This window comes from Peribacillus sp. FSL P2-0133, assembly GCF_037975445.1.
Taxonomy (GTDB): Bacteria; Bacillota; Bacilli; order Bacillales; family DSM-1321; genus Peribacillus; species Peribacillus simplex_E.
Window position 1 is genome coordinate 1,755,240 of sequence record NZ_CP150254.1, and the last position, 23,498, is coordinate 1,778,737.

Consider the following 23,498-nt stretch of genomic DNA (forward strand, 5'->3'; position numbering starts at 1 on the left):
GTTTCTCCGATAATGATTACTCCTTGAGTTAGTATGTTGCATGCAAACGTTGGAGGTGGTCCTTTTTTTGCATTTTTCACGGTAATCATAACCGGTTTTAGAAAAAAAGAAGTAATGATTTCTCCCTTTCTAGCTTCTAATGAAGAAATAATTTTCATAATAATAATATGAGAACCAGTTTTTTTTTGATATTATAATATAGATTCTTTTTAAGCGGCAGAAAGCTTATATACATAGTGCACGAAAACTTTGCCTTTGTAGAGAGATAAGTACAACCTGATGGGGGACTAACATATGTATTCACTTTGGAAGCGTTTCGTTAAAAAAGATGCTTCTTCCGATGTAACAAATAGGATTCAGCATATTAAACAGTTTGATGTTCCTCAGCATATCGCCATCATTATGGATGGGAACGGCCGTTGGGCCAAAAAGCGTGCATTGCCACGTGTGGCGGGTCATCATGAAGGTATGAAAACCGTTCGTAAAATTACGAAAGTTGCCAATAAATTAGGGGTCAAAACTTTGACAGTCTATGCGTTTTCCACTGAAAATTGGAAACGTCCGAAAAGTGAAGTCGACTTTTTGATGAAGCTTCCACAGGAATTTCTTGGGACATTTTTACCCGAGCTCATTTCCGAAAATGTAAGAGTTGAAATGATAGGGGATTTGTCTCTCATTCCGTCACATACTCAAAGTGCCGTTAAACGGGCAATGGAAGACACGAAAGGCAATGATGGGATGATTCTGAATTTTGCCCTGAATTATGGAAGCCGCGGGGAAATTGTATCTGCAGTGAATAGCATCATTCAAGATGCTAAGAATGGTATAATAAAGGAAAATGTAACTGAGGAAATGCTATCCAGTTACCTGATGACCAAACATTTGTCGGATCCTGATTTACTGATCCGTACAAGCGGTGAAATCCGTTTAAGTAATTTCATGCTTTGGCAGGCGGCTTATACTGAAATGTGGTTTACTGAGGTGTTATGGCCGGATTTTAGTGAAGAGCATTTATTGCAGGCGGTTGAGGAGTATCAAAAGCGTTCACGAAGATTCGGTGGCGTTTAATGTAGAAGGCGAGGAAAATGGAATAATGAAACAACGAATTATTACGGCGGTTGTAGTTGCCGCTATCTTCATTCCACTAGTCATTTTAGGGGGCACTCCCTTTTTACTGACGGTTTATCTGTTAGGGTCAATTGGTTTGTATGAACTGATGAAAATGAAAAAGTTACGTGTACTGTCTTTTGAAGCATTTCTTTCACACATATTATTGTGGGTGCTTTTATTGCCTAATGAGCATACTGCTTTTTTAGCAGAAATAAATTACGATAAAGTTCAAGTCTTCTTAATCGGGGTTTTGCTGCTGTTACTTTATACAGTCGTTTCAAAAAACCGTTTCACTTTTGATGACGCAGGCTTTCTAGTGATTTCAATCCTATACTTGGGGATAGGTTTCTACTACCTATTTGAAACACGTGACTCTTTAGGGTTGGGGCTGATCTATATCCTGCTTACCCTATTTACGATCTGGGCAACCGATTCCGGAGCCTACTTCATTGGTAAATCACTTGGTAAAAGAAAGCTTTGGCCAGAAATAAGTCCAAACAAGACGGTAGAAGGATTTATCGGCGGGTTATTTTCCGCTATGGTAGTGGGTGTTCTATTTTACGTCTTCTCCAACCTTGACTACACGTTATTACAATTATTATTGATTTCATTAATCATTGGGGTATTCGGGCAATTGGGTGATCTCGTCCAATCGGCGTATAAACGTCATTATGGCGTTAAAGATTCAGGGAAGCTTCTCCCGGGACATGGAGGAATTTTGGACAGGCTTGATAGCGTGATATTCATTTTACCGATTTTGCATTTATTGCATGTTTTATAATATAAATATAGGCAAGCGTTATTGAATTAGGAGATGAACAATTTGAAAAATATCAGCCTTTTGGGCGCGACAGGATCGATTGGTCAACAAACAGCGGATGTAGTTAGGTCCCATCCTGATCAATTCAAGATCGTGGCGCTTTCTGCTGGAAAGAATATAGAATTGGTCAGGACTTATATACAAGAGTTTGAACCGAAACTGGTTTCAGTCCAAACGGAAGAAGATTATCATGTTTTGAAAAGTGAATTCTCCAGCCGCAAAGATATCGAGTTCATGTATGGAGATGAGGGATTGACTGCTGTTGCCGTTTATGGTCAGGCTTCGATATTGGTCAATGCTGTCATCGGAAGCGTGGGTCTTTATCCGACACTTCAAGCAATAAAGGCTAAAAAAGATATTGCTATCGCCAACAAGGAGACTTTGGTGACGGCAGGTCATTTGGTCATAAGTGAAGCAAAAAAAGCGGGGGCCAGATTGCTGCCGGTTGACAGTGAGCATTCCGCTATTTTTCAGGCATTGCAAGGTGAAAAGGAAAAAAATATAGAACGCCTAGTCATTACCGCTTCGGGAGGCAGTTTTCGAGATCGGACCAGGGAAGAATTGAAGGATGTAACGGTGGAAGAGGCACTGAACCATCCGAACTGGTCAATGGGAGCTAAAATCACGATCGATTCAGCATCAATGATGAATAAGGGATTGGAAGTAATTGAGGCCCACTGGCTATTCGATCTTCCCTACGATAAAATTGATGTATTGCTACATAAGGAGAGCATCATCCATTCCATGGTTGAGTTTCATGACTCCAGCGTAATAGCACAACTGGGGACACCGGATATGCGGGTGCCGATACAATATGCACTTACTTATCCAGACCGTATTCCGCTAGCAGGACGCAAACGACTTAATCTTGCTGAAGCAGGCAAACTGCATTTTAGCGATATGGATTTCACCAGATATCCTTGTTTGCAATTCGCCTATAAAGCAGGTAAAATGGGCGGAACGATGACTACTGTGTTGAATGCCGCCAATGAAGCTGCAGTCTCTGCATTCTTATCTGGAAAGATAACCTTCCTTGAAATTGAAACGTTAATTGAAAAAGCGTTGAATCAGCATTCCGTCATAGCCCTTCCAGATTTAGAAACGATTCAGGAAGTCGATAATATGACAAGGCAGTATATAGAATCTTTAGTGAAAGATAGGTGACCGGAACATGCAGACTTTAGAAACGATTATAGCGTTCATCATCATTTTTGGAGCTCTAGTATTTTTCCATGAGCTTGGGCACTTAGTGTTTGCAAAGCGAGCAGGAATTTTATGCCGTGAGTTCGCAATCGGTTTCGGGCCAAAAGTATTCACATATAAAAAGAAGGAAACCGTATATACCATTCGATTGCTCCCTCTTGGCGGGTACGTGCGTATGGCTGGTGAAGACGCAGAAAATATTGAATTGAAGCCCGGCTATCGGGTGGGATTAATGTTTGATAATGAAGAGAATGTTACAAAAATCATTTTGAACAATAAAGATAAATATCCTGATATTCGTCTTGTGGAAGTTGAAGTGATCGATCTTGATCATAAACTGATCCTTACTGGTTATGAGGAGGGCGAGGAAGATACACTAAAAACGTTTGCCATTCATAAAGAAGCGGTGATTGTTGAAAATGGTGTAGAGAACCAGATTGCTCCTTTTGACCGGCAATTTGCATCAAAGTCGCTTGGACATCGTTTCCTGACGATTGTAGCTGGACCGGCAATGAATTTCGTTTTGGCTTTTGTCATTTTTGTGTTGATTGGCCTGTTTCAAGGAGTCGTGGTGGATGAAGCGAAACTTGGTGAGTTGACTCCAGATGGTTCGGCAGTAAATGCCGGCTTAAAATCGGGGGATGTCATTCAATCCATAGAAGGGACGGAAGTCTCCACTTGGGGAGATGTTCAGGAAAGCATTCAAAAGAATCCTGGGCAAGAGATCGAGTTCGTCGTTGACAGGGACGGGAAAACATTAGAAGTTCCGGTTGTTCCACAAGAAGTGGAGAGGGAAGGGAAGAAAATCGGCATTATCGGTGTTTACCCTCCGGTTGAAAAAGCACCGATTAAAGCTATACAATATGGTTTTACAGAAACGTATTTTTGGACAAAACAAATCTTCATCATCCTTGGTGACCTCGTAACGGGTGGATTTACGATCGACAGTTTATCTGGTCCTGTAGGAATATATAAATCAACTGAGGAAGTAGCGAAACAAGGTTTATTCACGTTAATGAAATGGGCAGGGCTGCTCAGCATTAACCTGGGAATCATGAACCTGCTTCCGCTGCCGGCATTGGATGGGGGAAGGCTGTTATTCTTTGTGGTCGAATTCTTAAGAGGGAAACCAATTGACCGTCAAAAAGAAGGAATGGTTCACTTCATCGGCTTTGCGTTGCTGATGTTATTGATGATTGTCGTTACATGGAATGACATCCAGCGGTTCTTCCTGTAAGACATGTTTGGACAGTGCAAAAAAGGCCAGCAGATTTATCTGTTGGCCGTTTTCTTATCTGAAGGGATTTCCTAGTTTTTTAACCGTTTTGGGGAAATTGTTTGTTTTCTAGGGAAATCGTAAGTATAATCGAGAATGAGTATATTAAATTAGCTTTTCTGAATAACGCGGAAAGTCTTTTTTGTATGAAATGACCGTATTCAAGTTACGGTATGAATTTTACCGTAGCCGCAATTAATTTAAAGGAAATATTGAAGAGGTGCAGATATGAAACAAAGTATGACGTTGATCCCTACATTGAGGGAAGTGCCTGCAGATGCTGAAATCAAAAGTCATCAGCTGCTATTACGTGCAGGATTTATGAGACAAAACTCCAGCGGGGTTTATAGTTTTATGCCGCTTGGAAAGAAGGTGCTTCAAAAGGTTGAGGCTATCGTTCGGGAAGAGATGGAAAATGCTGGAGCAGTAGAACTATTGATGCCGGCTTTACAACAAGCCGAATTCTGGCAGGAATCTGGACGCTGGTATACTTATGGTCCAGAGTTGATGCGGCTTAAGGATCGTAACAACCGTGAATTTGCGCTTGGTGCCACACATGAAGAAGTGATAACCAGCTTAGTTCGTGATGAGGTGAAATCATATAAGCGTCTTCCATTAACGGTTTACCAGATCCAAACCAAATTCCGTGATGAAAAAAGACCGCGTTTCGGATTGTTGCGTGGACGTGAGTTCATCATGAAGGATGCTTATTCTTTCCATGCTAATCAAGAAAGCCTGGATGCTGTTTATAAAAATTTATATGCGGCATATTCGAATATATTCAGCCGTTGTGGGTTGAACTTCCGTGCCGTCATTGCCGATTCGGGGGCAATGGGTGGTAAGGATACACATGAATTCATGGTCCTGTCTGAAATAGGGGAGGATACCATCGCTTATTCGGATAGTTCCGATTATGCAGCTAATATTGAAATGGCACCTGTGAGTGTAAAATATGAAAAAAGCTCCGAAGAACAAATTGCACTTGAAAAAATCCATACACCAGGTCAAAAAACGATTGAAGAAGTTGCTTCATTCTTGAATACTAGTGCAGAGAAACTAATTAAATCGTTATTGTTTAAAGTGGATGAAAAGTATGTGCTTGTTTTGGTACGAGGAGATCATGAAGTCAATGATATCAAGCTGAAGAATTTCTATAACGCTTCAATCGTTGAATTGGTCGATCCAAATGAGACGAAAGAAGTCTTAGGATGTACAATTGGATCTCTTGGACCAATCAATGTCACTTCTGAAGTTGAAGTGATTGCGGATGTTGCCGTCGAGGCCATGGTTAATGGAATTTGTGGTGCAAATGAGGAAGACCACCATTATGTGAACGTAAATCCCGCTCGTGATTTTAACGTGGCCAATTATATAGATCTTCGTTTCATCCAAGAGGGTGACCCATCACCGGACGGAAACGGAATAATTAAATTTGCCAAAGGGATTGAGGTAGGCCACGTATTCAAACTGGGAACTAAATATTCCGAAGCTATGAATGCGACATTCCTGGATGAGAATGGACGGACGCAGCCTATGATCATGGGCTGTTATGGCATTGGTGTTTCCCGTACACTTGCCGCTGTTGCTGAACAATTCAATGATGAAAAAGGATTGGTCTGGCCAACGAATTTGGCGCCATACCAAGTCCATTTGATTCCAATCAATATGAAGGATGAGGCTCAGGCTGCCCTTGCAGAAGATTTATATAATGATCTAAAGGCACAAGGCATGGAAGTTCTTATGGATGATCGTCAAGAACGTGCGGGCGTGAAATTCGCAGACTCTGACTTGATCGGTCTTCCTGTCAGGGTGACTGTTGGTAAAAAGGCATCCGACGGAATCGTCGAAGTGAAAATTCGTAAAACGGGTGAGGTTCTTGAAATTGAAAGATCTGAACTGACTCAAAAGCTTCACGAAATAATGGCATAATTTAAAATAGCGGAATTAGGCATCATTCACTTGGATGATGCCTTTCCTTTTCATGGATTTGGATACTAGTGAAACATTCATGATATGTTATAATAGCCTCTGGTATCAAAAGAAAATGATAGTGAAAAATAAGAGATATTAGATAGGGGAGAGAGGGAATGGATCAAAATCCAAATAGCGGTAGAGAGAGATTTCAACTCTTGCTCCAGCAAATGGACTTGACTGAGGATGCCTTTGTGAATTATTTCATAGGTGCCGAAATTGATAAGCTCTCAATCGAGAGGGAGTCCAAAACATGGCATTTTGCTTTTAATATACCTGCATTAATTCCTTGCAGTGTTCATACAAGACTTGCTACTCATCTAGCAAGTACGTTTTCCCATATTGCGAAGGTCACATTCAACTTGAACGTAGCTAATCCGCAAGTGACGGAACAATTGGTAAAAGAGTATTGGAAAAACTGCATCGGCGAGCTTGAAGGCATGTCTCCGGCACTGTTATCACTTCTAAATGAACAAGTGCCAACGGTGAATGGATATAAGGTTATCGTTAGCGCCCGAAATGATACGGAGGCTGGTCAGTTGAAACGAAAATACTCCGGCATCATTTCGAATATCTACCAAACATTCGGTTTTCCTCCGTTGACACTTGAAGCGGAAGTGAAGGAAACGGTTTCGAATCCTGATTACCAGAAGTTTTTAGAAGAGAAACAAAAGGAAGACGCAGAAAAGGGACTTGCTGCCCTAGTGGAAATGCAGAAAAAAGAATCGGAAAAAGGCGGCGACGATGCCGTCTACGACGGACCGGTTAAAATTGGCTATACGATTAAAGAAGATGCGGATTTCCGCAGAATTGAACAAATTATTGATGAAGAGCGCAGGATTGCTATCGAAGGCTTCGTATTTGATGCAGAAGTGCGTGAGTTACGCAGCGGACGAAGCCTGTTGACTTTTAAAGTCACTGATTATACGAGCTCGATATTGGTCAAAATGTTTTCGCGTGATAAAGAAGATGCTGCCATACTTGCCCGAGTGAAAAAAGGGATGTGGGTACGTGCCCAAGGCAGCATCCAAAATGATACATTCGTACGTGACCTTGTAATGATCGCAAATGATATAAATGAAATTTCTAAACAAGGACGGCAGGATAAGGCTCCAGAAGGGGAAAAGCGTGTAGAACTGCATATGCATACCCCAATGAGCCAGATGGATGCAGTGACACCTACTTCTGCACTTGTTGCCCAGGCTGCAAAGTGGGGGCATAAGGCCGTGGCCATTACAGATCATGCGGGAGCACAATCATTCCCTGAAGCTTATAGTGCCGGGAAAAAGAATGGTATCAAAATCCTTTATGGTGTCGAAGTGAATCTTGTAGATGATGGTGTACCCATTGTTTATAATGAGGCTCATATCGCTTTGGCAGATGCCACCTATGTTGTATTTGACGTAGAGACGACAGGCCTGTCAGCCGTTTATGATACGATCATTGAATTTGCTGCAGTGAAAATTCGTGACGGTGACATCATTGATCGATTCGAGTCATTTGCGAATCCGCATCACCCACTATCCAATACGACGATAGAATTGACTGGAATCACTGATGATCTTGTAGAAAATGCTCCGGAAGTCTCGGAAGTACTAGAAAAGTTCAAGGAATGGGCGGGCGATGCGATTCTGGTTGCCCACAACGCAGCCTTCGATATGGGGTTTTTGAATATAGGCTATAAAAACCTTGGTTATCCTAAAGCTTCCAATCCTGTTCTTGATACATTGGAACTTGCCCGTTTCTTATACCCGGAGTTTAAAAATCACCGGTTAAATACATTATGTAAAAAGTTCGATATTGATTTGACCCAGCATCATAGGGCCATTTATGACGCCGAAGCTACAGGTTACCTTATGCTGAAGATGCTAAAGGATGCAATGGAAAAGGAGATTACCCATCATGATCAACTTAATGACAATATGGGTAAAGGAAATGCTTATCAGCGTTCCCGGCCGTCCCATTGTACGCTGATCGCGCAAACACAGGCTGGCTTAAAAAACCTTTTCAAATTAGTTTCAATATCACACATCGATTATTTCTATCGTGTGCCCCGACTACCACGCTCACAACTTAAAAAGTATCGTGAAGGAATCTTGGTCGGATCGGGATGTGATAAAGGGGAAGTTTTTGAAGGGATGATGCAGAAGGGTTTTGAGGAAGTCGTCGATATCGCCGAATTCTACGATTATCTTGAAATCCATCCGAAGGAAGTGTATCAGCATTTGATTGAGCTTGAATATGTACGGGATGATAAATCATTAGAAACGATCATCTCCAATATCGTCAAGCTTGGTGAAAAATTGGATAAGCCAGTCGTAGCCACGGGAAATGTGCATTATTTGGATCCGAATGATAAAATTTACCGTAAAATCCTTGTGAATTCACAAGGTGGCGCAAATCCGCTGAATCGTCATAAGCTTCCTGACGTACATTTTCGGACAACAGATGAAATGCTACGGGAATTCTCCTTCCTCGGTACTGAGAAAGCCAAAGAGGTCGTGGTAACCAACACGAATAAAATCGCTGATATGATTGAGGAAATCAAGCCAATCAAGGATGAGTTATACACACCTAAAATTGAAGGTGCAGAAGAAGAGATGCGTGAAATGAGTTATGGCATGGCAAGGAAGATTTATGGAGAGAACCTGCCGGAAATCGTGGAAGCCCGTCTTGAGAAAGAATTGAAAAGCATCATTGGCCACGGTTTTGCCGTAATTTATTTAATTTCTCACAAACTTGTTAAAAAATCCTTGAATGATGGTTATCTAGTCGGCTCAAGGGGATCGGTTGGATCATCTTTCGTAGCCACCATGACTGAAATTACAGAGGTGAATCCGCTTCCGCCGCATTATGTATGTCCGGAGTGCAAGAAATCCGAATTCTTCAATGACGGTTCTGTAGGTTCCGGGTTTGACCTGCCAGATAAAGACTGTCCCGATTGTGGCATTGCTTATACAAAAGACGGGCATGATATCCCGTTTGAAACTTTCCTTGGATTTAAAGGGGATAAGGTTCCGGATATTGACTTGAACTTCTCTGGTGAATATCAGCCGAAGGCCCATAACTATACGAAGGTCTTATTCGGTGAAGAATATGTATATCGTGCCGGAACGATTGGTACGGTCGCTGAAAAAACGGCTTATGGATATGTAAAAGGGTATTCCTCTGATAATAACATCCATATGCGTGGAGCCGAGACTGATCGCCTTGTTGCCGGTTGTACTGGTGTGAAAAGGACGACTGGACAGCACCCGGGCGGAATTATCGTTGTTCCGGATTATATGGATATCTATGATTTCACACCAATTCAGTTCCCTGCGGATGACAGGAATTCTGAGTGGAAAACAACTCACTTTGATTTCCATTCCATTCACGATAATATTTTGAAACTTGATATACTTGGTCACGATGATCCGACTGTAATCCGGATGCTTCAAGATTTAAGTGGCATCGATCCAAAGACCGTTCCCACCGATGATCCAGAAGTAATGAAAATATTCAGCAGTACTGAATCTTTAGGAGTTACCGAAGAACAGATCATGTGTAAAACGGGTACGCTTGGCATTCCGGAATTTGGTACGCGTTTTGTCCGGCAGATGCTTGAAGATACGAAACCAACGACATTTTCCGAGCTTGTTCAGATTTCAGGGCTTTCCCACGGTACGGATGTATGGCTGAGCAATGCACAGGAACTGATCCACAACCGCATATGTACACTAAGTGAGGTTATAGGGTGCCGGGATGATATTATGGTCTATCTGATATACCAAGGTCTAGATCCTTCCCTAGCGTTTAAAATCATGGAATCTGTACGTAAAGGGAAAGGGCTCTCGGAGGAATTCGAAGAGGAAATGAGGAAAAATGAGGTGCCGGAATGGTATATCGATTCATGTAAGAAGATTAAATACATGTTCCCGAAAGCCCATGCTGCAGCTTATGTCTTAATGGCTGTCCGGATTGCCTATTTTAAAGTGCATCTGCCTTTATTGTATTATGCAGCCTATTTCACAGTACGTGCAGATGATTTTGAAATCGACGCCATGACACGGGGATCGCAAGCGATCAAATCAAAAATGGAAGAAATCATGGTAAAGGGATTGGATGCATCCACAAAGGAAAAGAATACATTGACGGTCCTTGAACTTGCTTTGGAAATGTGTGAACGCGGATTTTCATTCGCTAAAGTGGACTTGTACAAATCCAGTGCAGATCAATTCTTAATTGAAGGAAATACTTTGATACCGCCTTTCAATTCGATACCTGGTCTTGGAACGAATGCGGCGATCAATATCGTCAACGCGCGGGAAAATGGTGAATTCCTTTCAAAAGAAGACCTTCAACAACGGGGGAAGGTTTCGAAGACCATTCTTGAATACCTTGATAAACAAGGCTGTCTGGAGTCATTGCCTGAACAAAATCAGTTATCTTTATTTTAAAGAGGAAACTGATTCCAAAAAGGAAGAAACAGACATGATATTTGCATAAATATCTTGATTATGGTATATTTTTATTGGAAATACTAAGAGGAACCAATGGCAAGAGTGGGGAAACCCACTCTTTCGTGTTGTATTGACCATTTAATTTTGAATCCGAAACCAAGCGCATACAACGCACGTATGGAGGAAACAAATGAGTAAAAAGGTAACGGAAGTCGTAGAGGAATTAGCATTACCAATTCTTGAAGAATTGCAGCTTGAATTAGTCGAAGTGGAGTATGTGAAGGAAGGTAAAAGCTGGTTCCTTCGAGTGTACATTGATAAAGAAACAGGCGTAGATATTGATGATTGCGGAAATGTGAGTGAAAAACTCAGTGAAAAGCTTGATGAGGTTGATCCGATTCCACAAAATTATTTTCTCGAAGTTTCATCACCCGGAGCTGAAAGGCCTCTGAAAAAAGAGAAGGATTTCCTTAATGCTATCGGTAAAAATGTTTACATAAAAACATACGAGCCCATTTTAGATGAAAAAGAATTCGAAGGAATCTTAACCAGTTTCGATGGTGCAGAAGTGACACTCGAAGTCAGAATCAAGACAAGAAAGAAAACGATCGTCATACCATTCGAAAAGGTAGCCAAAGCGAGATTGGCGATTACCTTCTCTTAAGTCAAGCAAATCATTAATTTAAATATCCGTAAGGGGGATCACCATGGGCAATGAGTTATTGGATGCTCTCTATATTTTAGAAAACGAAAAAGGAATTTCCAGGGAGGTTTTGATCGACGCGATTGAATCTGCCCTTATATCGGCATATCGCCGTAACTTTAACCAAGCACAAAATGTACGTATCGACTTGAATCTTGGTAAAGGAACTATGCGTGTATTTGCCAGAAAAGACGTTGTTGACGAAGTGTTCGATTCACGTCTGGAAATTTCTGTTGAAGAAGCAAGAGCAATTGATCCCAACTATCAGTTAGAGGATATTGTCGAAATGGAAGTAACACCTAAGGATTTCGGCCGTATTGCTGCACAAACAGCAAAACAAGTCGTCACTCAAAGAGTGCGTGAAGCTGAACGGGGCATCATTTATGCCGAATTCATCGATCGTGAAGAGGATATCATGACTGGTATCGTTCAACGCCAGGATTCCCGATTCATTTATGTGAGCCTGGGTAAAATCGAAGCTTTGCTCCCGGTGAATGAGCAAATGCCGAATGAACAGTATAAACCTCATGACCGCATTAAAGTTTTCATCACTAAAGTTGAAAAGACTTCCAAAGGTCCGCAAATTTTTGTATCCCGTTCACACCCTGGCCTTTTAAAACGTTTATTCGAAATCGAAGTGCCTGAAATTTTTGATGGAACAGTAGAAATTAAGTCAGTTGCCCGCGAAGCAGGCGACCGTTCAAAAATCTCCGTGCACTCCGATAACGAAGAAGTCGATCCTGTCGGTTCTTGTGTAGGCCAAAAAGGACAGCGTGTTCAGGCCATCGTCAATGAATTGAAAGGTGAAAAAATCGATATCGTTAAATGGTCGGAGAATCCGGTCATTTTCGTTGCGAATGCTTTAAGCCCTTCAAAAGTACTTGAAGTTATTGTTAAAGAAGAGGAAAAGGCGACGACTGTAATCGTTCCGGATTATCAACTTTCCCTGGCAATTGGTAAGCGTGGACAAAATGCCCGTTTAGCTGCCAAGCTTACAGGCTGGAAAATTGATATCAAGAGTGAAACGGAAGCCCGCGAAGCTGGTATTTATCCTGTGGAAGAACAGGAATTCCTTTTGAGCAGAGATAGTTATGTTACTGAAGAGGAAACAGATTTCGAAGAGGATAACGAGTAATTCGAGGTGAAAAAAGATGAATAGCCGAAAAAAAATCCCGATGCGTAAATGTGTGGCAACAGGCGAAATGAAGCCGAAGAAAGAACTCATTCGCATCGTACGATCTAAAGAAGGGGAAGTCAGCCTTGATCCGACCGGAAAAAAATCGGGAAGGGGAGCTTATTTGACTCTTGATCGGGATGTTATCGAGCTGGCCAAAAAGAAAAATGTGCTGGCTAATCACCTTAGTACCCAAATCGACTCTTCCCTTTATGAACAATTGCTTGAATTAGTGAATAAGGAGAAAAACTAACAACATGACCCAACAACAACAATGGATGTCTCTATTAGGTTTGGCCAATCGAGCACGCAAGCTAATTTCGGGTGAAGAATTAGTGGTTAAAGAGATTAGAAGCGGTAATGCCAAAGTTGTTATTTTATCCGCGGACGCTTCAAAAAACACTGAAAAAAAAATATCTGATAAGTGCGCATTTTATCAGGTTCCTTTAAAAAGAGTCGAAAGCAGGTCAATGCTCGGCCATGCGATAGGTAAGGATGCTAGAGTTGCCGTCGCAGTTCTGGATGAAGGTTTTGCACAAAAACTCCGAACGCTGCTCGATTAAATTTTACGGGGGTGAACGTATGACAAAATTGCGTGTATATGAATATGCAAAACAAAAGAACGTTTCAAGCAAGGATGTAATAAATAAACTTAAAGAAATGAATATAGAGGTAACAAACCATATGACAGCATTAGACGATTCAACTGTAAATAAATTAAACGATTCAATCAAACCTAAAAACGAAGATAAAAGCCAAGCTGCTGAACCAAAAGCTAACGCTACGGTCGCGAAGTACGAAGCTGAAGCGGATGAAAAGAGCACAGTCAATAAAGAAAAACTGAAGAAGAAACCACCAGTTAAACCTGTAGGGACGAAAAAACCAACAGGTGGTCAGTTCAACAAGGGTCGAAATAACAAGAATAAAAATAATAAACAAAGACAACAAGCGCCTCAGGCACCTGTTACTAAACGTAAAGAAAGAGAACTTCCAGAGAAAATTACGTTTTATGAGTCTTTGACGGTTATGGAACTTGGAAAAAAACTTCACCGTGAACCTTCTGAAATCATTAAAAAGCTCTTTATGCTTGGTGTTATGGCAACAATCAACCAAACTTTGGATAAAGATGCAATTGAATTGATTTGTGCGGAATACGGTGTAGTGGCAGAAGAAGAGATTCGTGTCGACTTAACAGACCTTGAATCACTTGTCACTGAGGACGCTTCTGAAGATTTGATTGAACGTCCGGCTGTCGTGACGATCATGGGACACGTTGACCATGGTAAAACGACATTGCTTGATTCTATACGCCATACAAAAGTTACTGAAGGCGAAGCTGGCGGAATCACTCAGCATATCGGTGCTTATCAAGTTAAAGTTAACGATAAGAAAATAACTTTCTTAGATACACCAGGTCATGCTGCGTTTACAACAATGCGTGCCCGCGGTGCACAAGTTACCGATATCACCATTCTTGTCGTCGCTGCGGATGATGGCGTTATGCCTCAAACGATTGAAGCGATCAACCATGCCAAAGCGGCAGAAGTTCCAATTATCGTCGCTGTCAATAAGATGGATAAAGAGGCTGCCAATCCGGACCGTGTCATGCAAGAATTGACAGAACATGGTTTAGTTTCTGAAGCATGGGGCGGAGACACAATTTTCGTACCAATTTCAGCTAAAAACGGTGAGGGTATCGATAGCTTGCTTGAAATGATTCTTCTTGTCAGTGAAGTGGAGGAGTATAAAGCGAATCCATCTCGTAAAGCAAATGGAACGGTTATCGAAGCACGTTTGGATAAAGGGCGCGGATCGGTTGCCACTTTGCTTGTTCAAAACGGAACTTTGAAAATCGGTGATCCGATTGTTATCGGTAATACATTCGGACGTGTTCGTGCTATGGTCAACGATCTTGGACGCCGTGTTAAGGATGCAGGTCCTTCAACACCGGTTGAAATCACTGGATTGAACGAAGTGCCACAGGCCGGCGATCGTTTCATCGTCTTTGAAGATGAGAAAACGGCCCGTCAAGTTGGGGAAGTGCGTGCACAGAGACAACTTGCTTCACAACGTAATGAGAAATCCCGTGTAACCCTAGATACATTATTCGAGCAAATGAAAGAAGGGGAAATCAAAGAATTGAACATCATTCTAAAAGCTGATGTTCAAGGTTCTGCGGAAGCAGTAGCCGCTTCCCTGAATAAAATAGAAGTGGAAGGCGCTAAAGTAAAAATCATACACATTGGCGTCGGTGCTATTACAGAGTCTGACATCATCCTTGCTACAGCTTCGAATGCAATCGTCATCGGATTCAACGTCCGTCCTGATGTGAATGCGAAGCGTGCAGCTGAATCAGAAAATGTTGATGTCCGTCTTCACCGCATCATCTATAAAGCGATTGAAGAGATCGAGTCGGCTATGAAAGGGATGCTTGACCCTGAATTCGAAGAAAAAATTATCGGTCAGGCTGAAGTTCGTACGACTTTCAAAGTATCCAAAGTAGGTACGATTGCCGGTTCTTACGTTACAGAAGGAAAAATTACTCGTGATAGCGGAATTCGCTTAATTCGTCAAGGTGTGGTCATTTACGAAGGTGAAATTGATGCATTGAAACGTTTTAAAGATGATGTAAAAGAAGTGGCAACGAACTATGAGTGCGGTATTACGATTAAAAATTACAACGACCTTAAAGAAGGCGATGTAATTGAAGCGTATGTAATGGAAGAGATCGAACGTAAATGATCGTTGGCTCTGTCCAATGTGAATGCATCATCCATGACACCCATTCTTTGAAAGAAAAAAGGGCAGTGCTTCAGCGTGTAATGACACGGCTTAAGCAGAAGTTCAATATTTCTGTAGCAGAGACCGATTTTCAGGATTTATGGCAGCGGACAAAGATTACTATCGTAACCGTAACATCCTCTAGGAAGGCTACTGAACGGGAACTTCAAAATGCCCTTAAATTTCTAGATTCTTTTCCGGAACTAGAGCGAACAATAACAGATATAGACTGGCTTTAGGCTATCGAGGTGATATTATGAGCCTTCGTTCAAATCGTGTTGGCGAACAAATGAAAAAAGAGCTGAGTGAAATTATCGGCCGAAAAATTAAAGATCCAAGAATCGGATTTGTAACAGTCACGGATGTCGCGGTTACAGGCGATTTACAACAGGCAACAGTTTATATTTCCGTTTTGGGTGACCAGGAACAAAGGGAGAAAACCCTTCAAGGTCTAGCTAAGGCGAAAGGATTCATGCGTTCAGAAATTGGGCAGAGAATCCGCCTGCGCAAAACCCCTGAGCTGTTTTTTGAATTTGATGAATCGGTCGATTATGGTAATCGTATCGAGTCGTTGATTTCCCAAATCAATTCAGAGGATAAACCGGCTGAAAAAGACGAGGAATAAGCAAGCAGTAAAAGGAGGCCGACTCAATAAGTGCTTTGCACTTCTTGAAGTCGGTCTCTTTTTTTTGAAAACTGAATATGTAAAAAAGGAAAAACACCTTTCGGAATTGGAATTCATTTTGCTTTATGATAGTAGTTTAGGGTGTTTTATAAATGATGAGGTGAAAGCGTGAACGGTATTCTTCCATTATGGAAACCCAAGGGATTGACATCCCATGATTGTGTTTTTAAATTAAGAAAGATTTTAAAGACAAAAAAGGTTGGACACACAGGTACTTTAGATCCTGATGTAACAGGGGTTTTGCCTATTTGTATCGGCAGGGCAACTAAGATAGCCGAATATTTGACAGAAGCCGGTAAAGCGTATGAAGGGGAAGTGACCCTTGGTTTTTCAACGACAACTGAAGACGCAAGCGGTGAAAAAGTGGAAGAGAAAAAGATTGATCAAGTGATTCAGCGTAAACGGATTCTTGAAGTGCTGGAATCATTGACTGGAAAAATTGAACAGACGCCGCCGATGTTTTCAGCGGTAAAAGTAAACGGGAAGAAGTTATATGAATATGCCCGTGCAGGGATAGAAGTGGAGAGGCCTACAAGGGAGGTCACCATCTATGAAATAACCCTTCTCGATGATCGTTCTGAATTTAAAGGGGAAACCATTTCTTTTCGTTTTCGCGTCAAATGCAGCAAGGGAACGTATATTCGAACGCTTGCAGTCATGATGGGTGAAGAACTGGGTTTTCCTGCCCATATGTCAGACTTGACGCGTATTGAATCAGCAGGTTTTAAGCAGGAGGACTGTTTCACATTTGCTGAAGTGGAAGAGTTCATGGAAAGTGGACAAACGGATGAATTTCTGTTGCCTTTGGAGCGGGGATTATTTCATTTGCCCAAATTTCAGATTAGTGATAAAGTAGCAAAGAAAGTACTTAACGGTGCGGTATTGGAACAAACAAAGGATGTTGATGTTGAAAAAGGGAAGCCTTTTGTGATGGTCGATCCAGCTGATAGGGCCATTGCCATTTATCAAATACATCCGACAAAAGTGGGATTAATTAAACCTGTAAAAGTATTGGCACAAGAATTATAGACCGTTTTACCGCCGGAAAGAGGAGATTGAAAGGTGAAAGTGATCGCAATAGAGCATCCTCATCAATTTAATTCGGATGATTTTCCCGAGCTTGTAATGGCGCTTGGATTTTTTGATGGTATACATAAAGGTCATCAGATTGTTATTCAAACCGCCAAGAAAAAAGCCGATGAAATGAATCTTAAGTCAGCAGTCATGACATTTGACCCGCATCCTTCTGCAGTACTGGGTAGGAAAACGGAAAATATCCGCTATATCACTCCACTTGAAGATAAGGTGGATATCATAGAGTCGATGGAGATCGATTATTTATTCATTGTCCATTTCAGCAAGGAATTTGCTTCCGTACTGCCGGAACGGTTCGTTGACGAATACATTGCCGGGCTGAATGTCCGTCACGTAGTTGCAGGCTTTGATTATTCATACGGTCGCTATGGTCAAGGATCGATGGAAGATTTGCCTGTTTATGCACAGGGAAGGTTTTCGCAGACAGTCGTTGAAAAACAGACACTCGAAGATGAAAAGGTCAGCTCGACGAGAATCAGGGAAACTCTCGGTAATGGCAACTTTTCCGACTTTTATCATTTGGCTGGCCGCCGCTATTTAACGAAAGGTCATGTCGTTCATGGTGAAAAGCGGGGCAGGAAGCTGGGTTTCCCCACCGCTAATATTGAAGTAAGTGACGATTATATCTTCCCTGCTGCAGGCGTATATGCCGTCAGGATCAAAATAAGCGGTAAATGGTATAATGGAGTTTGCAATGTCGGCTACAAACCTACGTTCCACGAAGAAAAACCTAAGTATCCCACTGTAGAGGTTCATGCATTGGAGTTCTCGGGAGATATTTATGGCAACCAGGTATCGGTGGAGTGGCACACAAGACTTCGGAGTGAACAAAAATTTTCCGGACTTGAAGCATTAGTCGCTCAGATCGAAACAGATAAGCAAAATGCAATAGCCTATTTTGCAAAGCTTGAAGCATAAAAGACAAGACTTGCAATTTTAATGAAAAACATGTATTCTATTGTATGTATGAAAATAACCATTGCTTGGCTAGTCGAGACTCCGACGCTGGCTCGGTAATAGGTGATTTTACAGAATTTTAGGAGGAATAATAACATGGCAATTACACAAGTACGCAAAAACGAACTTATCGCTGAGTTCAGAACTCACGATACTGACACTGGATCTCCAGAAGTTCAAATCGCAGTATTAACAGAAGAAATCAACAACTTGAACGGTCACTTACGCACACACAAAAAAGACCACCATTCACGTCGCGGTCTTCTAAAAATGGTAGGTAAACGTCGTAATCTTTTAACTTACCTACGTAACAAAGACGTTACTCGTTACCGTACACTAATTAACAAATTAGGTCTACGTAGATAATTTTTTCAGGAAGGCGGGAAATTTCCCGCTTTTTTGATGTTAATCAAATGATTTGGACGTGTTCTACTTAAGGCTGGGCCTTCGTCCTTGGGACTCGGCAGGAGCCGGGTCCTTTTCCATTTATAAATGATCAGGATATACATAATCAAATGAATGAAATTTTTATTCATTTTGCTGTTAATGCTTGTTTTTTTCGTGCATAATAGGAATAGTTTGGTTTTAACTCGAGTTCAGTTACTTTCACATATAAATGATTTAATCCAATACAGGTTTAGGTAAACTAAGCCTCTAAGTGAAGATTCAGAGAGGGGTTTAATAAATGGGACAGGAAAAACATACGTATTCATTTGACTGGGCCGGCCGTAATGTAACGGTAGAGATAGGGCAATTAGCCAAACAAGCGAACGGGGCAGTTTTAGTCCGTTATGGAGAAACTGCTGTATTAAGTACTGCGACAGCTTCAAAGGAACCTAGAAATGTCGACTTCTTCCCTTTGACAGTGAACTATGAAGAAAGACTTTATGCAGTCGGTAAAATTCCGGGAGGCTTCATCAAACGTGAAGGACGACCAAGTGAAAGGGCAATTCTTGCAAGCCGTTTAATCGATCGTCCTATCCGTCCGCTTTTCGCAGATGGCTTCAGGAACGATGTTCAGATCATCAGCATGGTCATGAGTGTCGATCAAGATTGTTCTACGGAAATGGCAGCCATGCTAGGTTCTTCCCTTGCACTTTCAGTTTCCGATATTCCGTTCGAAGGTCCAATTGCTGGAGTTGTAGTGGGGAGAATCAATAATGAATTCATTATTAATCCTACTGTTGACCAACTAGCCAAAAGTGACATCAATCTGACGGTTGCCGGCACTAAAGATGCTATCAACATGGTTGAAGCCGGAGCAAATGAAGTACCAGAGGAAACCATGCTTGAGGCAATCATGTTTGGACATGATGAAATCAAGAAGATCATTGCATTCCAAGAGAAAATCGTTGCTGAAATCGGCAAGGAAAAAATGCAGATCACTTTATATCAAGTGGATGCTGAACTGGAAGCAGAAGTGAAGGGCCTATGTGAAGCAGACTTGAACAAAGCTGTACAAGTTCAGGAAAAACATGCTCGTGAAGACGCCATCAAAGCAGTAAAAGATCGTGTGTTGGTTCATTATGAAGAAGAAACTGATGAAGAAAAATTAAAGCAAATCAAAGAAATCCTGAATAAATTGGTCAAATCCGAAGTCCGCCGTTTAATCACGGAAGAAAAAGTGCGTCCGGATGGCCGTAATCCTGACGAAATCAGACCATTATCATCAGAAGTTACCATTCTGCCCCGTACTCATGGTTCCGGATTGTTCACACGCGGACAAACCCAAGCGCTATCCATCTGTACATTAGGTGCACTTGGTGATGTGCAGATTCTGGACGGACTTGGTACCGAAGAGTCAAAACGTTTTATGCACCACTATAATTTCCCGCATTTCAGTGTTGGTGAAACTGGCCCTATCCGTGGGGCAGGACGCCGTGAAATCGGTCATGGTGCACTTGGTGAAAGAGCATTGGATCCTGTCATTCCAAACGATAAAGACTTCCCATATACAATCAGACTTGTTTCTGAAGTCCTTGAATCAAACGGTTCAACATCACAAGCAAGTATCTGTGCAAGCACTTTGGCAATGATGGATGCCGGTGTTCCATTGAAAGCTCCAGTTGCTGGTATTGCTATGGGTCTTGTCAAAACAGGTGAGCACTATACAATCTTAACGGATATTCAAGGTATGGAAGATCATCTGGGAGACATGGACTTTAAAGTCGCAGGGACTTCAAAAGGTGTTACTGCCCTACAAATGGATATTAAGATTGAAGGTCTTTCAAGAGAGATTCTTGAAGAAGCTTTACTACAAGCCAAACATGGCCGGATGCATATTTTGGAATCAATGATGTCAACAATCAATCAACCGCGTGAACAGTTATCCAAATATGCTCCAAAAATCGTTACAATGTCCATAAATCCGGATAAGATTCGTGATGTAATTGGACCGAGCGGAAAACATATCAACAAAATCATTGAAGAAACTGGCGTGAAAATCGACATCGAACAGGATGGAACGGTATTCATTTCTTCTACTGATGAACCAATGATTCAAAAAGCGAAGAAAATCATTGAGGATATCGTACGTGAAGTCGTAGTGGGCGAACTATACTTAGGTAAAGTTAAACGTATCGAAAAGTTCGGTGCCTTCGTTGAAATCTTCAATGGTAAAGACGGTTTGGTACATATTTCTGAACTGGCTGAAGAAAGGGTCGGAAAAGTGGAAGATGTCGTTTCACTTGGCGATGAATTATTGGTCAAAGTTACTGAGATCGATAAGCAAGGAAGGGTAAACCTTTCCCGTAAAGCGGTCTTGAAAGAGCAAAAAGAGGCAGCCAACCCTTCTCAATCGTAATTGAAAATGAAAATCCGGCATGCGATTCCTTGTGAATCTGCATGCTTTTTTTGTTTGAAAGTATTGGAATAACCATATTGCGAATGGCGTTATAAGCAGGTCTTGTTCTACCTTGTCCGTTTTCTTCATACATTTTGGTATGAAGGGGGCGTAAAAAATGAATAATAAATGGAAGCAGATAGTTGCGATAAGTGCCATTGCAGGTATATCATGGTTATTAGTGCAAAATCCATATACACAAGTTTATTTGACCCAATTAACCAATGATTCAGTTGCTTCAATGAAGCAAGAAGACGAGCTTCTTTTACAAATAAAAGAATCAACAAAAAAATATGAGATTGCACCACAGGATGCACGAATAGATTCTGTTTGGAAAACCGTTCCTGCATATAACGGCCTGAAGGTAAATATTGATGAATCGTATAAAGCCATGAAGAAGGAGGGCGTGTTCGATAAGGATAAGCTGGTATTTCAGCAGGTCCCTGCAAAGATTCATATGGAGGATCTGGATCCGGCTCCGATTTACCGGGCCCACCCCGAAAAGCCAGTTGTTTCATTTTTAATCAATGTGGCATGGGGGAATGAGTACTTACAAGATATGTTGGCCGTGTTAAAAAAGAATAATGTCAAGGCCACTTTTTTCCTTGAAGGGAATTGGACCAAGAAAAATCCTGATTTGGCCAAGATGATTAAGGGTGGCGGGCATGAAATTGGAAATCATTCTTATTCACATCCCGATATGAAAAACATATCCGCACAAGCTACACGTGAGGAAATTCGAAAAACGAATGAAGTCATTGAAGCGGTGACAGGTTTGAAAATGAAATGGTTCGCACCACCAAGTGGAAGCTACCGGGATGAAACGGTGAAAATCGCGGATTCTTTCGGTATGGAGACCGCCATGTGGAGTGTGGATACGATCGACTGGCAAAAGCCAAGCCCTGAAGTCCTTCAACAAAGAGTGCTTTCTAAGATACACCCTGGAGCATTTATATTGATGCATCCGACGGAATCTACTGCAAAATCATTGGAGACGTTAATAATTGAAATAAAAAAGAAAGATTTAGATGTTGTTACCGTTTCGGAAGCAGTAGATGAAGAGCGATCGAATCCATAAAACATTGGTAACGATAGCAGCATAGAATGATTGGGAGGAATGTTAGTTGATTAAGAAATACACGTGTCAAAATGGAGTTAGAATTGTATTGGAAAATATTCCAACTGTACGCTCAGCAGCAATAGGAGTATGGATCAAAACAGGTTCAAGAAATGAAACACCAGAATTGAATGGGGTTTCACATTTCCTGGAGCATATGTTCTTCAAAGGGACAACCACGAGAAATGCGCGTGAAATTGCCGAGTCGTTCGATAGTATTGGCGGACAGGTGAATGCATTCACTTCAAAAGAATATACATGCTACTATGCTAAAGTAATGGATAACCATGCAAGCTATGCGCTGGAAATCCTTGCTGATATGTTCTTCAACTCAACATTTGATGGGGAAGAATTGAAAAAAGAAAAAAATGTCGTCTACGAAGAAATCAAAATGTACGAAGACACACCCGATGACATTGTCCATGACCTCTTAAGCAAGGCGGTATATGAAAACCACCCCCTTGGCTATCCTATACTTGGGACGGAAAATACGCTTGAAACCTTCAATAGTGATACATTAAAAAAATACGTCCATGACATGTATACACCCGATAAAGTAGTAGTGTCCATTGCTGGGAATGTGGATGAAAAATTGATTCAGGAAGTCGAAAACTATTTTGGCTCGTATCAAGGATCGGAAGACCGTCTTGAATTGGTCAAACCTTCCTTCCATGAAAATAGGATCACCCGTAAAAAAGATACGGAACAAGCCCACTTATGCCTTGGTTACAAGGGGTTGGAAATCGGCAATGATAAAACATACAGCCTGATTACCTTAAATAATATTCTTGGAGGGAGCATGAGTAGCCGCCTATTCCAGGACGTCAGGGAGCAACGCGGCCTTGCCTATTCCGTTTATTCCTATCATTCCAGCTATCAAGATAGCGGTATGGTGACAGTATATGGGGGGACAGGCACAAACCAGCTTGACAGCCTGTATGAAACCATTCAGGAAACATTGGATACTTTAAAAAGGGATGGCATTACGGAAAAAGAATTACGGAATAGTAAAGAACAACTTAAAGGAAGTTTGATGCTCAGCCTTGAAAGCACGAATAGCCGCATGAGCCGGAACGGAAAAAATGAGCTAATGTTGGGTGAGCACCGTTCCCTTGATGATATAATCATCAAGATTGACGAAGTGACAGAGGATACCGTCAATGAATTGGCAAATCAGATCTTTACGAAACATTCCTTGTCATTAGTGAGCCCGCTGGAAAACTGGGACAAATAATAACGACTAAGTCTGAACCTTCCTTTTATTAAAGGGAGGTCAGGCTTTTTTTCTTTGAATGTGGGAGGGTCCAGTTTTTTGGACAATA

At 41.5% G+C, this 23,498-nt stretch carries 19 protein-coding genes; all 19 read left to right on the forward strand.

The annotated features are described in order from the left end of the window. The first annotated feature begins 294 nt into the window (after nucleotides 1-294). The 19 genes from MKY17_RS08505 to MKY17_RS08595 all read left to right on the forward strand — a co-directional run bounded on the left by MKY17_RS08505 (nucleotide 295) and on the right by MKY17_RS08595 (nucleotide 23,410). Nucleotides 295-1,068, forward strand: coding sequence for an isoprenyl transferase (locus MKY17_RS08505; protein WP_098370994.1), 774 nt, complete (start codon nucleotides 295-297; stop codon nucleotides 1,066-1,068). Between the two features lie 25 nt (nucleotides 1,069-1,093). Then, complete coding sequence (locus tag MKY17_RS08510) at nucleotides 1,094-1,891, forward strand: phosphatidate cytidylyltransferase (RefSeq protein ID WP_098371376.1); 798 nt, start codon at nucleotides 1,094-1,096, stop codon at nucleotides 1,889-1,891. 42 nt (nucleotides 1,892-1,933) lie between these two features. Further along, nucleotides 1,934-3,094 (forward strand): 1-deoxy-D-xylulose-5-phosphate reductoisomerase, encoded by a 1,161-nt coding sequence (gene dxr / locus MKY17_RS08515; RefSeq protein WP_098370993.1) that lies wholly within the window; start codon nucleotides 1,934-1,936, stop codon nucleotides 3,092-3,094. Between the two features lie 7 nt (nucleotides 3,095-3,101). Beyond that, complete coding sequence (gene rseP / locus MKY17_RS08520) at nucleotides 3,102-4,370, forward strand: RIP metalloprotease RseP (RefSeq protein WP_063231839.1); 1,269 nt, start codon at nucleotides 3,102-3,104, stop codon at nucleotides 4,368-4,370. A gap of 267 nt (nucleotides 4,371-4,637) precedes the next feature. Continuing rightward, complete coding sequence (locus tag MKY17_RS08525) at nucleotides 4,638-6,338, forward strand: proline--tRNA ligase (protein ID WP_098370992.1); 1,701 nt, start codon at nucleotides 4,638-4,640, stop codon at nucleotides 6,336-6,338. A 158-nt stretch (nucleotides 6,339-6,496) separates the two neighbouring features. Beyond that, nucleotides 6,497-10,819, forward strand: coding sequence for a PolC-type DNA polymerase III (locus MKY17_RS08530; RefSeq protein ID WP_098370991.1), 4,323 nt, complete (start codon nucleotides 6,497-6,499; stop codon nucleotides 10,817-10,819). Between the two features lie 193 nt (nucleotides 10,820-11,012). Beyond that, nucleotides 11,013-11,486 (forward strand): ribosome maturation factor RimP, encoded by a 474-nt coding sequence (rimP, locus tag MKY17_RS08535; RefSeq protein ID WP_098370990.1) that lies wholly within the window; start codon nucleotides 11,013-11,015, stop codon nucleotides 11,484-11,486. Between the two features lie 43 nt (nucleotides 11,487-11,529). Next, a complete protein-coding gene (gene nusA, locus MKY17_RS08540) occupies nucleotides 11,530-12,660 on the forward strand; it encodes a transcription termination factor NusA (RefSeq protein ID WP_076366463.1) in 1,131 nt (376 codons plus the stop codon). A 16-nt stretch (nucleotides 12,661-12,676) separates the two neighbouring features. Continuing rightward, complete coding sequence (locus MKY17_RS08545; RefSeq protein ID WP_061462443.1) at nucleotides 12,677-12,952, forward strand: YlxR family protein; 276 nt, start codon at nucleotides 12,677-12,679, stop codon at nucleotides 12,950-12,952. A gap of 4 nt (nucleotides 12,953-12,956) precedes the next feature. Further along, nucleotides 12,957-13,262 (forward strand): YlxQ family RNA-binding protein, encoded by a 306-nt coding sequence (locus tag MKY17_RS08550; RefSeq protein WP_061144653.1) that lies wholly within the window; start codon nucleotides 12,957-12,959, stop codon nucleotides 13,260-13,262. Nucleotides 13,263-13,281: 19 nt separating this feature from the next. Further along, nucleotides 13,282-15,441, forward strand: coding sequence for a translation initiation factor IF-2 (gene infB, locus MKY17_RS08555; RefSeq protein ID WP_098370989.1), 2,160 nt, complete (start codon nucleotides 13,282-13,284; stop codon nucleotides 15,439-15,441). Next, nucleotides 15,438-15,719, forward strand: coding sequence for a DUF503 domain-containing protein (locus MKY17_RS08560; protein WP_057913375.1), 282 nt, complete (start codon nucleotides 15,438-15,440; stop codon nucleotides 15,717-15,719). The genes infB and MKY17_RS08560 overlap by 4 nt, the downstream gene beginning before the upstream one ends. 17 nt (nucleotides 15,720-15,736) lie before the next feature. Further along, nucleotides 15,737-16,105 carry a 30S ribosome-binding factor RbfA gene (rbfA, locus tag MKY17_RS08565; protein ID WP_034313607.1) on the forward strand — a complete coding sequence of 123 codons (369 nt, stop codon included), beginning with the start codon at nucleotides 15,737-15,739 and terminating at the stop codon, nucleotides 16,103-16,105. Nucleotides 16,106-16,273: 168 nt separating this feature from the next. Continuing rightward, nucleotides 16,274-17,194: a tRNA pseudouridine(55) synthase TruB gene (gene truB / locus MKY17_RS08570; RefSeq protein WP_098370988.1), complete on the forward strand. Its 921-nt coding sequence runs from the start codon at nucleotides 16,274-16,276 to the stop codon at nucleotides 17,192-17,194. Between the two features lie 33 nt (nucleotides 17,195-17,227). Then, a complete protein-coding gene (ribF, locus tag MKY17_RS08575) occupies nucleotides 17,228-18,178 on the forward strand; it encodes a bifunctional riboflavin kinase/FAD synthetase (protein ID WP_098370987.1) in 951 nt (316 codons plus the stop codon). Between the two features lie 135 nt (nucleotides 18,179-18,313). Further along, nucleotides 18,314-18,583, forward strand: a complete 270-nt coding sequence (gene rpsO / locus MKY17_RS08580) for a 30S ribosomal protein S15 (RefSeq protein ID WP_053345367.1) — start codon at nucleotides 18,314-18,316, stop codon at nucleotides 18,581-18,583. A gap of 319 nt (nucleotides 18,584-18,902) precedes the next feature. Next, nucleotides 18,903-21,020, forward strand: coding sequence for a polyribonucleotide nucleotidyltransferase (pnp, locus tag MKY17_RS08585; RefSeq protein ID WP_098370986.1), 2,118 nt, complete (start codon nucleotides 18,903-18,905; stop codon nucleotides 21,018-21,020). Nucleotides 21,021-21,177: 157 nt separating this feature from the next. Next, nucleotides 21,178-22,137: a polysaccharide deacetylase family protein gene (locus MKY17_RS08590; protein WP_076366451.1), complete on the forward strand. Its 960-nt coding sequence runs from the start codon at nucleotides 21,178-21,180 to the stop codon at nucleotides 22,135-22,137. Nucleotides 22,138-22,183: 46 nt separating this feature from the next. After that, nucleotides 22,184-23,410: a pitrilysin family protein gene (locus MKY17_RS08595; protein WP_098370985.1), complete on the forward strand. Its 1,227-nt coding sequence runs from the start codon at nucleotides 22,184-22,186 to the stop codon at nucleotides 23,408-23,410. Nucleotides 23,411-23,498 lie beyond the last annotated feature (88 nt).

What these genes read in the sequence shown, in the direction of transcription:
- MKY17_RS08525 (WP_098370992.1), top strand. Translation starts at nt 4,638, where the DNA reads ATGAAACAAAGTATGACGTTGATCCCTACATTGAGGGAAGTGCCTGCA.
- MKY17_RS08550 (WP_061144653.1), top strand. Translation starts at nt 12,957, where the DNA reads ATGACCCAACAACAACAATGGATGTCTCTATTAGGTTTGGCCAATCGA.
- nusA (WP_076366463.1), top strand. Translation starts at nt 11,530, where the DNA reads ATGGGCAATGAGTTATTGGATGCTCTCTATATTTTAGAAAACGAAAAA.
- MKY17_RS08590 (WP_076366451.1), top strand. Translation starts at nt 21,178, where the DNA reads ATGAATAATAAATGGAAGCAGATAGTTGCGATAAGTGCCATTGCAGGT.
- MKY17_RS08545 (WP_061462443.1), top strand. Translation starts at nt 12,677, where the DNA reads ATGAATAGCCGAAAAAAAATCCCGATGCGTAAATGTGTGGCAACAGGC.
- MKY17_RS08530 (WP_098370991.1), top strand. Translation starts at nt 6,497, where the DNA reads ATGGATCAAAATCCAAATAGCGGTAGAGAGAGATTTCAACTCTTGCTC.
- MKY17_RS08510 (WP_098371376.1), top strand. Translation starts at nt 1,094, where the DNA reads ATGAAACAACGAATTATTACGGCGGTTGTAGTTGCCGCTATCTTCATT.
- rpsO (WP_053345367.1), top strand. Translation starts at nt 18,314, where the DNA reads ATGGCAATTACACAAGTACGCAAAAACGAACTTATCGCTGAGTTCAGA.
- rimP (WP_098370990.1), top strand. Translation starts at nt 11,013, where the DNA reads ATGAGTAAAAAGGTAACGGAAGTCGTAGAGGAATTAGCATTACCAATT.
- rbfA (WP_034313607.1), top strand. Translation starts at nt 15,737, where the DNA reads ATGAGCCTTCGTTCAAATCGTGTTGGCGAACAAATGAAAAAAGAGCTG.
- infB (WP_098370989.1), top strand. Translation starts at nt 13,282, where the DNA reads ATGACAAAATTGCGTGTATATGAATATGCAAAACAAAAGAACGTTTCA.
- pnp (WP_098370986.1), top strand. Translation starts at nt 18,903, where the DNA reads ATGGGACAGGAAAAACATACGTATTCATTTGACTGGGCCGGCCGTAAT.
- MKY17_RS08505 (WP_098370994.1), top strand. Translation starts at nt 295, where the DNA reads ATGTATTCACTTTGGAAGCGTTTCGTTAAAAAAGATGCTTCTTCCGAT.
- MKY17_RS08560 (WP_057913375.1), top strand. Translation starts at nt 15,438, where the DNA reads ATGATCGTTGGCTCTGTCCAATGTGAATGCATCATCCATGACACCCAT.
- rseP (WP_063231839.1), top strand. Translation starts at nt 3,102, where the DNA reads ATGCAGACTTTAGAAACGATTATAGCGTTCATCATCATTTTTGGAGCT.